Origin of the sequence: Hydrogenophaga sp. IBVHS2, assembly GCF_002127215.1 — a bacterium.
Classification (GTDB): domain Bacteria; phylum Pseudomonadota; class Gammaproteobacteria; order Burkholderiales; family Burkholderiaceae_C; genus Hydrogenophaga.
The window spans coordinates 80,449-93,194 of sequence record NZ_NFUT01000002.1 but is presented as its reverse complement, the minus strand read 5'-3'; the positions used below and the strand labels follow the sequence as shown (position 1 = coordinate 93,194).

General features: G+C 69.7%; 10 protein-coding genes. 4 read left to right on the top strand and 6 right to left on the bottom strand.

The genetic code is table 11. The features are described from left to right. Positions 1-50: 50 nt before the first annotated feature. From CAP38_RS05155 to CAP38_RS05140, 4 genes are read right to left on the bottom strand one after another with little or no spacing between them, the layout of a single operon-like run. Positions 51-1,196: a BMP family ABC transporter substrate-binding protein gene (locus tag CAP38_RS05155; RefSeq protein WP_086119853.1), complete on the bottom strand. Its 1,146-nt coding sequence runs from the start codon at positions 1,194-1,196 to the stop codon at positions 51-53. 54 nt (positions 1,197-1,250) lie between these two features. Beyond that, positions 1,251-2,171: an ABC transporter permease gene (locus tag CAP38_RS05150; protein ID WP_086119852.1), complete on the bottom strand. Its 921-nt coding sequence runs from the start codon at positions 2,169-2,171 to the stop codon at positions 1,251-1,253. Positions 2,172-2,173: 2 nt separating this feature from the next. After that, the gene (locus tag CAP38_RS05145) at positions 2,174-3,232 is read right to left on the bottom strand and encodes an ABC transporter permease (RefSeq protein ID WP_086119851.1); all 1,059 of its coding nucleotides are present in this window, start codon (positions 3,230-3,232) and stop codon (positions 2,174-2,176) included. Beyond that, positions 3,219-4,775, bottom strand: a complete 1,557-nt coding sequence (locus tag CAP38_RS05140) for an ABC transporter ATP-binding protein (RefSeq protein WP_086119850.1) — start codon at positions 4,773-4,775, stop codon at positions 3,219-3,221. The genes CAP38_RS05145 and CAP38_RS05140 overlap by 14 nt, the downstream gene beginning before the upstream one ends. Positions 4,776-4,978: 203 nt before the next feature. On the opposite strand from CAP38_RS05140, the gene CAP38_RS05135 reads away from it, so the two are divergent. Then, the gene (locus CAP38_RS05135; protein ID WP_086119849.1) at positions 4,979-6,964 is read left to right on the top strand and encodes a PAS domain-containing sensor histidine kinase; all 1,986 of its coding nucleotides are present in this window, start codon (positions 4,979-4,981) and stop codon (positions 6,962-6,964) included. Here CAP38_RS05135 and CAP38_RS05130 read toward each other — a convergent pair whose 3' ends face one another. Then, the gene (locus tag CAP38_RS05130) at positions 6,965-7,645 is read right to left on the bottom strand and encodes a Fe2+-dependent dioxygenase (protein ID WP_086119848.1); all 681 of its coding nucleotides are present in this window, start codon (positions 7,643-7,645) and stop codon (positions 6,965-6,967) included. An 8-nt stretch (positions 7,646-7,653) separates the two neighbouring features. Further along, positions 7,654-9,879 (bottom strand): TonB-dependent siderophore receptor, encoded by a 2,226-nt coding sequence (locus tag CAP38_RS05125; protein WP_086119847.1) that lies wholly within the window; start codon positions 9,877-9,879, stop codon positions 7,654-7,656. Between the two features lie 154 nt (positions 9,880-10,033). Here CAP38_RS05125 and CAP38_RS05120 point away from each other — a divergent pair, with 154 nt between their 5' ends. The 3 genes from CAP38_RS05120 to CAP38_RS05110 are packed head-to-tail and all read left to right on the top strand — an operon-like array spanning position 10,034 to position 12,745. After that, entirely contained in the window at positions 10,034-10,738 is a 705-nt protein-coding gene (locus CAP38_RS05120; RefSeq protein WP_086119846.1) for a PepSY domain-containing protein, read from the top strand. Next, complete coding sequence (locus CAP38_RS05115; protein ID WP_086119845.1) at positions 10,735-11,430, top strand: response regulator transcription factor; 696 nt, start codon at positions 10,735-10,737, stop codon at positions 11,428-11,430. Before CAP38_RS05120 ends, CAP38_RS05115 begins: the two co-directional genes overlap by 4 nt. Then, positions 11,408-12,745: a sensor histidine kinase gene (locus CAP38_RS05110; protein ID WP_086119844.1), complete on the top strand. Its 1,338-nt coding sequence runs from the start codon at positions 11,408-11,410 to the stop codon at positions 12,743-12,745. The genes CAP38_RS05115 and CAP38_RS05110 overlap by 23 nt, the downstream gene beginning before the upstream one ends. The last annotated feature ends 1 nt before the right edge of the window (position 12,746 follow it).

Below are 12,746 nucleotides of genomic sequence, written 5' to 3'. Positions count from 1 at the left end.
CAAAAACAAAGGGCTGCCCGAGGGCAGCCCTGGCACGGCGCGAGGGGGGATCAGTTCGGGACCTTGCCCTCGACGCCCTTCACATAGAACTTGATGCCGCCCAGGAAGGCGTCATCGGCCTTGGCGCCCTTGGGCAAAACTTCCTTGCCGTCCTGACCGACGATGGGGCCGGTCCAGGGGTGGAAGCTGCCGTCCTTCAGGCCGGCCTTGATGGTGTCGACCTTGGCCTTGATGTCGGCCGGCACGTCCTCGGCAACCGACACCATGTCGATGGCGCCTTCCTTGTGGCCCCACCAGACGCCGCCGGTGGTCCAGGTGCCTTCCAGCGCGTCCTTGACGGCCTTGACGTAGTACGGGCCCCAGTTGATCACGGCCGAACCCAGGTGGGCCTTGGGGCCGTAGGCGGTCATGTCGGAATCCCAGCCGAAGGCGCGCTTGCCCATCTTCTCGGCGGTCTGCAGCACGGCCGAGGAGTCGGTGTTCTGCATCAGCACGTCGGCGCCGCCGTTGATCAGGGCGGTGGCGGCTTCGGTTTCCTTCGGCGGGTTGAACCAGTCACCCACCCAGACCACGCGGGTCTTGACCTTGGGGTTCACGGACTGCGCGCCCAGCGTGAAGCTGTTGATGTTGCGGATCACCTCGGGGATCGGGATCGAGCCGACCACACCCAGGGTGTTGGTCTTGGTCATCTTGCCCGCGATCACGCCGGCCATGTAGGCGCCTTCGTAGGTGCGGCTGTCGTAGGTGCGCATGTTCTCGGCGGTCTTGTAGCCGGTGGCGTGCTCGAACTTCACGTCCTTGAAGTCGGGCGCGACCTTGAGCATGGGCTCCATGTAGCCGAAGGTGGTGCCGAAGATCAGCTTGTTGCCCTGGGCGGCCATGTCGCGGATGACGCGCTCGGCGTCGGCGCTCTCGGGCACGCTCTCGACGAAGCTGGTGGACACCTTGTCGCCGAACTCGGCCTCGATGGCCTTGCGGCCGTTGTCGTGGGCGAAGGTCCAGCCGCCGTCGCCCACCGGGCCGACGTAGGCGAAGGCGATCTTCAGCGGCTCGGGCTTGGCCGGAGCGGGGGCCGCGGCGGGCGCCGGCGCAGGGGCAGCGGCTTCTTCCTTCTTGCCGCAGCCGATCAGGGCTGCGCTGGCCAGCGCGGTCAGCGCGGCGGCTTTGATCAGGGATCGTTTGCTCAGGTCGGTCATGGAGGGGCCTTGCGGATGGAGGGTTGGATACCGGACGGGGTGTGAAACCCGGAATTATGTCCCGGGGTGGAACGGCTTCCCGAGCGAGCCGGGCATGTTCACCCGGATCCAGGTCGGATTGCGGGAGATCAGCACCAGCACCACGATGGTGGCCAGGTAGGGCAGCATGGTCAGGAACTGGCTCGGCAGCTGCACGCCCATGCCCTGCAGGTGGAACTGCAGCATGGTGACGCCGCCGAACAGGTAGGCACCCAGCAAGACACGTGCCGGCCGCCAGGTGGCAAAGGTGGTCAGGGCCAGGGCGATCCAGCCCTTGCCGGCGATCATGCCCTCCACCCACAGCGGGGTGTACACGGTGGACACATAGGCCCCCGCCAGACCGCACAGGGCGCCGCCGGCCACCACCGCCAGCAGGCGGATGCGGCGCACCGGATAGCCCAGCGCATGGGCCGACTCGGGGCTCTCGCCCACGCTGCGCAGCACCAGACCGGCGCGCGAGCGGTACAGGAACCAGATCAGCCCCAGCGCCAGGGCCACGGCGGCGTACACCGTCGGATGGTGGCGGAACAGCGCCGCACCGAAAAAGGGAATGTCGGAGAGCACCGGAATGGCGAACACCACCTGCTCGGGCAGCTTGTGCTGCACATAGCTGGTGCCGGCGAATGCGGAGAAGCCGGCCCCGAACAGGCTGAGCGCCAGGCCGGTGGCGTACTGGTTGGTGTTGAGCCAGATCACCAGCACCCCGAAGAGGGCCGCCAGCAGCGCGCCCGCGCCCATGCCGGCCACGAAGCCCAGCGCGGTGCTGCCGGTGTGGACGACGGTGGCGAAACCCGCTAGGGCGGCGCACAGCATCATGCCCTCGGCCCCCAGGTTGACGATGCCGGCCTTCTCGTTGATGAGCAGGCCGAGTGCGGCAATCGCCAGCACGGTGCCGGCGTTGAAGGTGGCTGCCAGCAGCAGCGCGGTCGATTCCATGGTCAGGCCTTTCCGAAACGCACGCGGTAGGCCACCAGGGTGTCGCAGGCCAGCAGCGAGAACAGCAGCAGACCCTGGAACACCCCGGTGATGGACTTGGGCAGGCCCAGGCGCGACTGCGCCAGTTCACCGCCGATGTAGAACATGCTCATGAGCAGCGCCGAGAACACGATGCCCACCGGGTGCAGCCGCCCCACGAAGGCCACGATGATGGCCGCAAAGCCGTAGCCGGCCGGCACGTACGGGGTGAGCTGGCCGATGGGGCCGGCCACCTCCAGCGCGCCGGCCAGCCCGGCCGCACCGCCGGACAGCAGCAGCGCGGTCCAGAGCGCGCGGCGCGACGAGAAGCCGGCGTAACGCGCCGCCGCCGGTGCCAGACCACCCACGGTCTGGGCATAGCCGGCGCGGGTGCGGAACAGGAAGACCCAGACCGCCGCCACCCCCGCCAGGGCCATGAGCAGGCCGATGTTGACCCGCGAGCCGTCCATCAGGCGCGGCATCTGGGCCACCTTCTCGAAGGTCTTGGTCTGCGGGAAGTTGTAGCCCTGCGGGTCCTTCCAGGGGCCGTAGACCAGGTAGTTGAGCACCTGCACCGCCACATAGACCAGCATCAGGCTGACCAGGATCTCGTTGGCGCTGAAACGGTCGCGCAGCAGCGCGGTGATGCCGGCCCACACCATGCCGCCCAGCACGCCGGCCAGCAGCACCGCCCCCACGATCCACGGGCCGGTGCCCGGGCCGGCCTGCAGCGCCACACCGCTGGCGAGCACCGCGCCGATGATGTACTGGCCCTCGGCACCGATGTTCCACACGTTGGAGCGGAAGCACACCGCCAGGCCCAGCGCGATGATCAGCAGCGGCGTGGCCTTGACCAGCAGCTCGGAGACGGCATAGGCGTTGCGCAGCGGCTCCACGAAGAACACCTGCAGGCCGCGCACCGGGTCCTTGCCCAGGGCCGAGAACAGGAGGGTGCCGATCACGACCGTGATCAGCAGCGCCAGCAGCGGCGAGGCCAGGCTCCACCAGCGCGACGGCTGGGGACGGGGTTCAAGCCGCAGCATGGTCCACCCCCTGTGCCGCGCCGTCCCACAGGCCGGACATCCATTCACCGATGCGCTCCACCGTGGCCTCGGCCCGGGACAGCGGAGGCGACAGCCGCCCCTTGGCCAGCACCTGCAGGGTGTCGGCCATCTCGAAGAGTTCGTCGAGCTCCTCGCTGACCAGCAGCACGGCGCAGCCGGCATCGCGCAGGGCCAGGATGGCGGCACGGATCTGGGCCGCCGCGCCCACGTCCACGCCCCAGGTGGGCTGGCTGACGATGAGCAGCCGGGCGCCATCGCGCGCACGCAGCGCCTCGATCTCGCGCCCGACGATGAACTTCTGCAGGTTGCCGCCGGACAGCGAACGCGCCGCGGCGTCCGGGCCATGGGCCTTGACCTGGTAACGACCGATCAGATCGGCCGCCTGGCGCCGCAGGGCGCCCACGTTCAGCCAGCCCAGGGGCCCGACCGCCTCGCTGCGGGACAGCAGCAGGTTGTGGGCCAGCGACAGGGTGGGCACGGCACCCCGGCCCAGCCGTTCCTCGGGCACGAAATGCAGGCCCAGGGCCCGACGTTGCTGCGGCCCCAGGGCCGACACGTCCCGGCCCGCCAGGCGGATGCTGCCGGCCGGCGCCCGGGTGTCCTCGCCCGACAGCGCCATCAGCAGCTCGCGCTGGCCGTTGCCGGACACGCCCGCCAGGCCCAGCACCTCCCCGGCGCGCACCTGCAGGGCGATGGCGCCCAGCGGGGTGCCGAACGGATCGCTGCACGGCAGGCTCAGGCCCTGCACCTGCAGCACCGGCGCACCCGGGGTGGCGGGGTGGGCCTCCAGCGGCGGCGGCTCGGCACCGATCATCAGGCGGGAGAGCGACGCGTTGCTCTCGGTGCGCGGGTCGCAGGTGCCGCTCACGCGGCCGCCCCGCAGCACGGTGCAGGCGGTGCACAGGCTGCGGATCTCGTGCAGCTTGTGGCTGATGTAGAGGATGCTGCAGCCCTGCGCCGCGAGCTGGCGCAGCACCTCGAACAGGCGCTCCACCGCCTGCGGCGTGAGCACCGACGTGGGCTCGTCCAGGATGAGCAGCTGCGGGCGGCCCAGCAGCGCGCGGATGATCTCCACCCGCTGCATCTCGCCCACCGACAGCGTGTGCACCGGGCGCTCGGGATCGATGTCCAGCCCGTATTCGGCCGCCTTGGCCGCGATGCTGGCGGTCACCTCGGCCAGCGTGAGGCTGCGATCCAGGCCCAGCCAGACGTTTTCGGCCACGGTCAGCGTCTCGAACAGGCTGAAGTGCTGGAACACCATGCTGATGCCCAGCGCACGCGCTTCCTGCGGGTTGCGCACCTGCACCGGCTGGCCGTTGAACAGCACCTGACCGGCGTCGGGCTTGACCGCGCCGTAGATGATCTTCATGAGGGTGGACTTGCCGGCGCCGTTCTCGCCCAGCACGGCATGGATCTCGCCGGGCTGCACGGTCAGGGCCACGCCGTCGTTGGCCACCACGCCGGGGTAACGCTTGGTGATGCCGTCAAGCCGCAGGCGCGGAACAGGGTTGTGCGGTGTCATGGGTGTGCGGGAGGAAGCGCCGGGCGGCCGTGCGCCCGGCGAAGCCGGGCAATGTAACACCCGACCGGGTAGCCCATGCCGCCCGGCCCCCAGGCCGATAAAAACCGCCGAAAACACCGGGACATCCCACGTTCAGGCGCCCCCATCTGTAACACAATGAATCGACGTGCCGCCAGGCGCCCCACCGGCGCAGAGAGGACGATGTGTCCGCCTTCCTTGGCGCCGACCCCGGCGCCTTCGGCTCTTTTGCCGACCACCTGCCAGGAGCCTTCTTCCGCTCCCGCACCAGCCCCGACGGCCGGCGGCGGCTGGAATACATGTCGCGCGGGTGCGCGGACATCTGGGAAAAGTCGCTCGAAGAGCTCGATGCCGACATGAGCTCGCTGTGGGCCATGGTGGACCCGGCCGACATGCCGGCCATGAAGCTCAGCATCGACGAATGCGTGGCCACCGGGCGGGACTGGGACTGGCAATGGCGCATCTGCACCCCGTCGGGGCGGCGCAAATGGCTGCACGGGCTGGGGCGGGTGCAGCGGGCGCCGGGCGGCGACATCATCTGGCATGTGTTCGTGGTGGACCAGACCGACAACCTGGTGGCCCGGGAACGGCTGCGCGAGAGCGAAGACCGGCTGAGCCAGCTGATCGAGGGCATTCCGAACGTCGCGGTGCAGGGCTACGACAGCCAGCTGGTCTGCCGCTTCTGGAACAGCGCCTCCGAGCGCCTGTACGGCTACAGCAGGGCCGAGGCGGTGGGCAGCAGCCTGCTCGACCTGATCATTCCCGAGGCCATGCAGCCCCTGGTGGTGCAGGCGGTGGACACCATGCTGCGCACCGGCCAGGCCATCCCCAGCGAGACACTCACGCTGCGCAACCGGGACGGCTCGCCGGTGCACGTGCATTCCGGCCATGTGCTGGTGGAGGTGCCGGGTCAGGCCCCGATGTTCTTCTGCATCGACTTCGACCTGTCGGAGCGGCTGGCGGCCGAGGCCACGCAGCGGGCCCTGACCGAACAGCTGCAGCAGGCCCAGAAGATGGAGGCGCTGGGCACGCTGGCCGGCGGCATCGCGCACGACTTCAACAACATCGTGGCCGCCATCCTGGGCAACACCGAACTGGCGCTGGGCGACGTGCCTGCCGACTCCCCGGCGCATGTCAGCCTGACCGAGATCCGCAAGGCGGCGCGGCGCGCCCGCTCGCTGGTGCAGCAGATCCTCACCTTTGCGCGCCGGCAGGCCCAGGGGCGTGCGGCGCTGGACCCCGGCGAGGTGCTGCGCGAGACCCACGGCATCCTGCGCTCCACGCTGCCCGCCGGTGTGCAGCTGCGCTTTTCGGTGCCGCCCGAGCTGCCGTCGGTGATGGGCAATGCCACCCAGCTGGCCCAGGTGTTCCTGAACCTGGTGACCAATGCCATCCAGGCGGTCCAGGGCCGGGACGGCGCCGAGGTGGTGGTGGCGGCCACCGCCTGCGCAGGTCCCCCCGGCCTTGCGGACGGCAGCGTGGAGGTGATGGCGCCGTCCGATCGGACCCTGCGACCGGGCCTGAAGGTGGAGGTGCACGACAACGGTCATGGCATCGACCCGTCGGCGGTCGGCCGGCTGTTCGAACCGTTCTATTCCACCAAGCCGACCGGTCAGGGCTCGGGGCTGGGCCTGTCGGTGGTGCACGGCGTGCTCATGGAACATGCCGCCTGCCTGCAGCTGCGGTCGCGCCCGGGCGAGGGCACCAGCTTCACGCTCTGGCTGCCGGCCACCACCGAACGTCCGGCGGTGCCCGACGACCCGGCCGCCGCCCCGCTGCGGCCCGGCGCGCACAGCCACACCCTGCTGTACGTGGACGACGATGAGGCGCTGATCTCGGTCATGTCGCGCATGCTGGCCCGCCAGGGCTATGTGGTGGAGTCGATGGACAACCCGCAGGAAGCCATCGACCGGTTGCGCGAGCCGCAGCGGCGGCCCGACGTGGTCATCCTGGACTACAACATGCCGCAGATGTCGGGCATCTCGCTGGCGCGGGCCATCCGCACCCTGGATGCACGGCTGCCCATCATCCTGACGTCCGGCCACGTCACCGACGAGCTGCGCGATCAGGCGCGGGCCGCCGGCATCGACCATGTGATCGAGAAGCCCGACACCAGCCGCGAACTGGCCGGCCTGATCGCCGGCCTGGCCGGCCGCCATGCGCCGGGCTGATCAGCATTCCGACCAGCGCCGCACCAGGTTGTTGTAGAGCCCGGTCAGGCGTACCAGGGCGGGGTCGGCCTCGCCGTGGCGCTGGCGCAGCTCCATCAAGGCCTGGTCCATCTCCCACAGGTGGCGGCGGCATTCGGTGTCCTTGACCGCGCTCTGCAGGAACAGGTAGCAGGCCAGGCGCTCACCGCGCGTGACCGGCGTGACCTCGTGGATCGACCCGGACGGATAGATGACCAGGCTGCCGGCCGGCAGCTTGACGCGATGGCTGCCATACGTGTCTTCAATGTGCAGTTCGCCACCGTCGTAATCGGCCGGATCGCTCAGGAAGAGGGTGGCCGAAATGTCGGTGCGCAGGCTGCTGCCGTCGGGCAGGTAGCGCAGCGTGCTGTCGGTGTGCCAGCCGTAGTGGCTGTGCTCGGGTGTGTAGCGGTTGAACTGCGGCGGCACCACCTTGTTCGGCAGCGCAGCCGACAGCAGCAGCGGCGAGCGGTTGAGCGCCCGCATGACCATGCGCCGCAGGTCCGGCAGCGGCCCGAAGTCCTCGGGCAGCTGCTGGTTGCGTTTGGCCGCGAGCGCCTGCGGCCCTGCACTCAGGCCGCTGGCCCAGGGCGCCTGGGCCAGCAGCGCGCGCACCGCCGCCAGTTCGTCCGCCGACAGGATGGCGTCGAAGCTCACCAGCATGGTCGGCCTCAGAAGTCGTGACGCAGGGTCACGATGAACTGCCGCCCCGGGCCGGGAATGCCCTGCCCGCCGCCCTCGGCCAGCTGCTGGATGTAGCGCTTGTCGAAGGCATTGAACAGGTTGAGCCGCACCTGGGTCTTGGGCGAGAACTTGTAGGTGGCGTACAGGTCGGCCACGGTATAGGCCGGTATGCGCACCACCCGGTTGGCATTGCCCGCCGGCGGCGAGGGCTCCACGCCGCTGGTCTGCTCCGACACATGCTGCAGACCGCCACCCAGTGTCCACTGCGGTGTGACGTCGTAGGTGGTGAACAGGTTGAAGGTGTGCTGCGGCGTGCCGCCCAGGCCCTGCCCCACGGCAAACGGATTGGTCGGTGCGGCGGTCACTTTCGAGTCGAGGTAGGTATAGCCGCCGTAGAGCTTCCAGCGCTTGCTCAGGTTGCCGGCGGCCAGCACCTCGAAACCGTTGATGTGGTACTTCACATTGGGAATGGTCACCGCACCCGGGACGGCGGCCGGGAAGCGGCCTTCGCTGGTCTCGGTGCGGAACACCGCCATGTTGAGGTCGAGGTCGGAGCCGATGTCCCATTTGGCGCCCAGTTCGATGGCCTGCACCTTCTCCGGCGGGGTGTTGAAGGTCGGGCCGACCACCGCCTCGGTGGCACCGCCGCCGGCCAGCTGCACCTGGTTGCGGTCGAAGCTGCCCGAGATGTTGTAGGCATTGCCGTAGGCCGCGTACAGCGAGGTGTCGGGCCGCAGCTTGTAGACCAGGCCTGTGCTCCAGCTGAACTCGGTGTCCTTGCGCACATGGTCGGTGTTGTTGACGGCCAGGGCGCCGGTGAAACCGCGCCGGTTGGCCTCGGCGCGCACGCTGTCCCAACGGCCGCCCAGGCTGAACTCCCAGCGGTCGGACAGCTTCATGGTGTCCAGCGCATAGATGCCGACCTCCTCGGTCCGGAAGCTGTAGACCGTGCCGTCGTACACCGGCGTGGCCGCGCCCAGCACCCGCAGCGCCGGGTTGTAGAGCGAGGTGCTGGGGCCCTGGGTGTCGCGGCGGCGGCGGTTCTCGTAGGTGTAACGCGCCACCTCCACACCGGTCACCAGGTCGTGCTGTACCGTGCCGGTGGCAAAGCTCCACAGCAGGTCGGTCTGGTTGTTGAAGCCCTGGTCGGTCTGGTCGCGCGGCTTGGTGTCGCCCCGCGCGGTGGTGGCATTGACGATGCGCGGTGACGACGTGATGGAGTCGTTCTCGACCTGGCTGATGCGGGTCTGGTTGCGCAGCACCAGACCGTTGCCGAAGCTGTGCTGCACCGACAGGCCCACCTGGTTGACCTCGACCTTCTTGTAGTCGTCCAGGTGGCCGTAGAAATTGTCGAAATCCAGCCCTGGCGGCAGCACGCCGCCGTTGCCCAGCACGTTGGTGCGGTCCAGCGGCAGGCCAGCATCAGGCAGATCGTCCTGGCGGGTGTGCAGGAAATCGACCGTGATCTGCGTCGGGCCCTTGAAGCCCCAGGTGTAGGCGGCGTACAGGCCGTAGCGGCTCTCCTCGGCCACGTCCCGTCCTGGCTTGTCGCTCTGGTGGCGCATGAGGTTGATGCGCACCGCGCTGTTGTCGTCAAGTGGACGGTTCAGGTCGGCGGTGGCGCGGAAATAGCTGTCGGTGCCCACACTCACCTCGGCGCGGTTGAAGGCTTCCAGCCCGGGTTTCTTCGTGACGAAGTTGATGGTGCCGCCGGCCGACCCCCGGCCAGAGAAGGCCGAATTCGGGCCCTTCACCACCTCGAGCTGGTCGATGTAGAACGGATCGCGGAAGTAGTTGCCCAGGTCGCGCGTGCCATTCACATTCAGATCGTCACGGGCGTTGAAGCCCCGGATCTTGAGCTGGTCGCCACCGGGCGGGTTGCCCTCCCCGGCCTGCAGGCTGATGCCCGGGATGTTGCGCAGCGCGTCCTTGATGGAGGTGACGTTCTGCTCTTCCAGCAGGTCGCTGGGCAGCACGCTGATGATGCGCGGCGTGTCCTTGAGGTCGCGCGTGTATTTGATGCTGTCCATCTGCTGGCCGCGGAAGTCGATCACCCGGACCTCGTCGAGCACGGCACCCGCCGCAGCGGCAACAGAGGGGGAACTGGCGGTCTGGGCCAAGGCCGAACCGGCCAGGCTGGCGGCGGCCAGGGCGATGGCACGGGGTCGCAGGTGGCGCAACGCCGCCGAGGAAAAAGCAATGGACGATGTCATGGTATCCCTGATGAATAATAAGCGTGATGCGAATCGTTCGCATCTATATTATTAATCCAGATTTAACATTTCACCGATTTCCGGGCGGCTCCCTAGGGACATCCCCAGCCCCGGTGGCCCGACGAGCACCACCCCGCCCGGTATTCTTGGGCCCATGAGCCGACCGATCAGCCTGCTTCTCTCCCTGGCCTGCGCCGCGGCCCTGGCCGGCGAGCAGGACCTGGTGCGGCGCGACGTGGAGGCCGGGCGCCTCAAGCCGCTGGCCGACATCCTGCAGTCGGTGCAGGCCAGCCACCCCGGGCGTCTGCTGGACGTTCAGCTGGTGCCCGGGCCGGCCGGCCAGCGCTGGTACCTGTTGCGCCTGATGCAGAAGGACGGTTCGCGCACCGAGGTGCATGTGGACGCCGTGACCGGGCAGGAGGTGGCCGCACCGGCACGGCGGCCGGCCGGGGTGCTGTCGATCACCGAACTGCTGCGCCGGGCCGACGCGCTGCGCGGCACCACCGTGCTGGAGATCGAGCTCGAATCCGCGCCCGACCAGCGGGCGGTCTACGAGGTCCGGCTGCTGCCGCCCGGGGGCCAGCGGCAGGTGCTGCGTCTGGACGCCTACAGCGGTGCGGTGCTGGATCTGCCGGTGCCCGACCGCAGCGCGGTCGGCAAGCTGATGCCCCTGGTCAACCTGCTGGAGCCGCTGGAGGCGCGCTACGCCGCCCGCGTGACCGAACTGGAACTGCGCCGCGAACCCGCAGGCCGCCTGTACTACGACATGGCCCTGCTCAACGCGCAGGGCCGCCGCCTGAGCCTGCTGGTGGACGCCACCACCGGCCAGGTGATCAACGACACCGAACCCCGCCGATGAAAGTCCTGCTGGTCGAAGACGATCTCGCGCTGGCGCGCGGCATGAGCGACGCCATGGTCCGTGAAGGCATGGTGGTGGAACATTGCCACGACGGCCCCTCGGCCGTGCGCCAGGCGCAGGACCCGGGCACGCCGGGCGCGGTGGATGTGGCGGTGCTCGACCTGGGCCTGCCGGGGCTGGACGGCCTGTCGGTGCTGCGCCAGTGGCGGGCGCGGGGCCGCAGCTTCTCGGTGCTGGTGCTGACCGCCCGCGGGCGCTGGAGCGACAAGCTGGAAGCCTTCCAGGCCGGCGCCGACGACTACCTCACCAAACCCTTCCTGATGGAGGAGGTGGTCACCCGGCTGCGGGTGCTGCAGCGCCGCCAGGTCGGCCTGCCCCGCCCGGTGGTGCACCAGGGCCCGCTGGGCTACGACACCGTGGCCGCCACCTTCAGCCTGGACGGCCAGCCACTGACGCTGACCGCGCAGGAGCAGCGCATCCTGGCCCACCTGATCACCCGCGCCGGTGCGCTGGTGACCCGTGAGGACCTGATCCGCCATGTCTATGCCCGCGATCTCGACCCGGACTCCAACAGCCTGGACGTGCTGATCGGGCGCATCCGCCGCAAGCTGGCGCCGCATGCCCTGATCCACACCGAGCGCGGGCGCGGCTACCGGCTGCAGCACGACCATGCCGGCACGGCGCCGGACTGAACGGCTCAGCCTGGCCGGGCGCCTGACGGTGCTGGGCCTGCTGGCCGCCCTGCTGTGCTCGGCGGCGGCCGGCTGGTGGCTGCGCACCGAGCTGCACGCCGTGGTGCTGCGCAGCCTGGAGGGCGAGCTGGCCGATCGGGCCGAACGCATCGAGGCCGAGCTGGTGGCCGACGGCCGCCTGAACGATCCCAACTTCAGCAACCAGCTGCTGGAGTTCAATGCCATCTTCTCCGGCTGGTACTGGACCATCGGGCTGCAGGGGCGGGAGCTGCGTTCGCGATCGCTCTGGGACGCGACCCTGGCGGTGCCGCGCGACACCGCCCTGCCCGGCCGCTCCGGCGTGCTGCTGCAGACCCGGGGCCCGCGCCAGGAGCGCCTGCTGGTGCTGGAAAAGGACCTCGATGCCCTGGGCATGCCCGCCACGCTGCGGGTGTTCGGGCCCATGGAGCAGGTGCTGACCGACCTGGACCGCATCGACCGGGTGCTGCTGGGGGCCGCCAGCCTGTTCCTGCTGGCGGTGGCCATCGCCACCTGGCTGCAGGCCCGGGTGGGACTGCGCCCCCTGCAGCGGCTGCAGGCGGCGCTGGGGGCGGTGCAGACCGGACACGCGCCGACCGTGGTCCGGGCCGGCCAGGGCTTCGGGCCCGATCTGGACCCGCTGGCCCGCACGCTGGATGCGGTGCTGGAGCGCAACGCCCGGGTGGTGGAACGGGCCCGCCACCAGGCTGCCGACCTGAGCCATGCGCTGAAGAAGCCGCTGACGGTGCTCTCGCTCGAAGCCCAGCAGTCGGCACCCGACCGCACCACCCTGCAGACCCAGGCCCAGGCCATGGAACGCGTCATCGACCGCCACCTGGCCCGGCTGGCCAGCGGCGCCGGCAGCGTCGGGCGCACCGATGCGGCGGCTGCCGCACGCCAGGTCCTGGCCCTGGTGCAGCGGCTGCACGCGGCGAGGGATCTGCGCTGGACCCTGCAGGCGCCCGGGCCGGTGTGGTGGAACGGTTCGCCAGCCGATCTGGAGGAAATGCTGGGCAATCTGCTGGACAACGCCGGCAAGTGGGCCCGCAGCGCCGTGACGGTGAACGTGACGCCGGCCGATGGCGGCGTGCGCATCGCCATCGAGGACAATGGCCCCGGCCTGCCCCCCGAACAACGCGAGGCCGCCCTGCAACGGGGACAGCGCTTCGATCAGCAGGCCGAGGGCCACGGCCTGGGACTGGCGATTGCCAGCGACATCGCCGAGACCTATGGCGGCACGCTGACGCTGGAAACCGCCCGCTGCGGCGGGCTTTGTGCGGAGCTGCGGCTGCCCTGAA

Bases quoted from the DNA above. Each gene is read 5' to 3' on its own strand.
- CAP38_RS05125 (WP_086119847.1), bottom strand. From the start codon at position 9,879: ATGACATCGTCCATTGCTTTTTCCTCGGCGGCGTTGCGCCACCTGCGA.
- CAP38_RS05150 (WP_086119852.1), bottom strand. From the start codon at position 2,171: ATGGAATCGACCGCGCTGCTGCTGGCAGCCACCTTCAACGCCGGCACC.
- CAP38_RS05110 (WP_086119844.1), top strand. From the start codon at position 11,408: ATGCCGGCACGGCGCCGGACTGAACGGCTCAGCCTGGCCGGGCGCCTG.
- CAP38_RS05145 (WP_086119851.1), bottom strand. From the start codon at position 3,232: ATGCTGCGGCTTGAACCCCGTCCCCAGCCGTCGCGCTGGTGGAGCCTG.
- CAP38_RS05155 (WP_086119853.1), bottom strand. From the start codon at position 1,196: ATGACCGACCTGAGCAAACGATCCCTGATCAAAGCCGCCGCGCTGACC.
- CAP38_RS05140 (WP_086119850.1), bottom strand. From the start codon at position 4,775: ATGACACCGCACAACCCTGTTCCGCGCCTGCGGCTTGACGGCATCACC.
- CAP38_RS05130 (WP_086119848.1), bottom strand. From the start codon at position 7,645: ATGCTGGTGAGCTTCGACGCCATCCTGTCGGCGGACGAACTGGCGGCG.
- CAP38_RS05115 (WP_086119845.1), top strand. From the start codon at position 10,735: ATGAAAGTCCTGCTGGTCGAAGACGATCTCGCGCTGGCGCGCGGCATG.
- CAP38_RS05120 (WP_086119846.1), top strand. From the start codon at position 10,034: ATGAGCCGACCGATCAGCCTGCTTCTCTCCCTGGCCTGCGCCGCGGCC.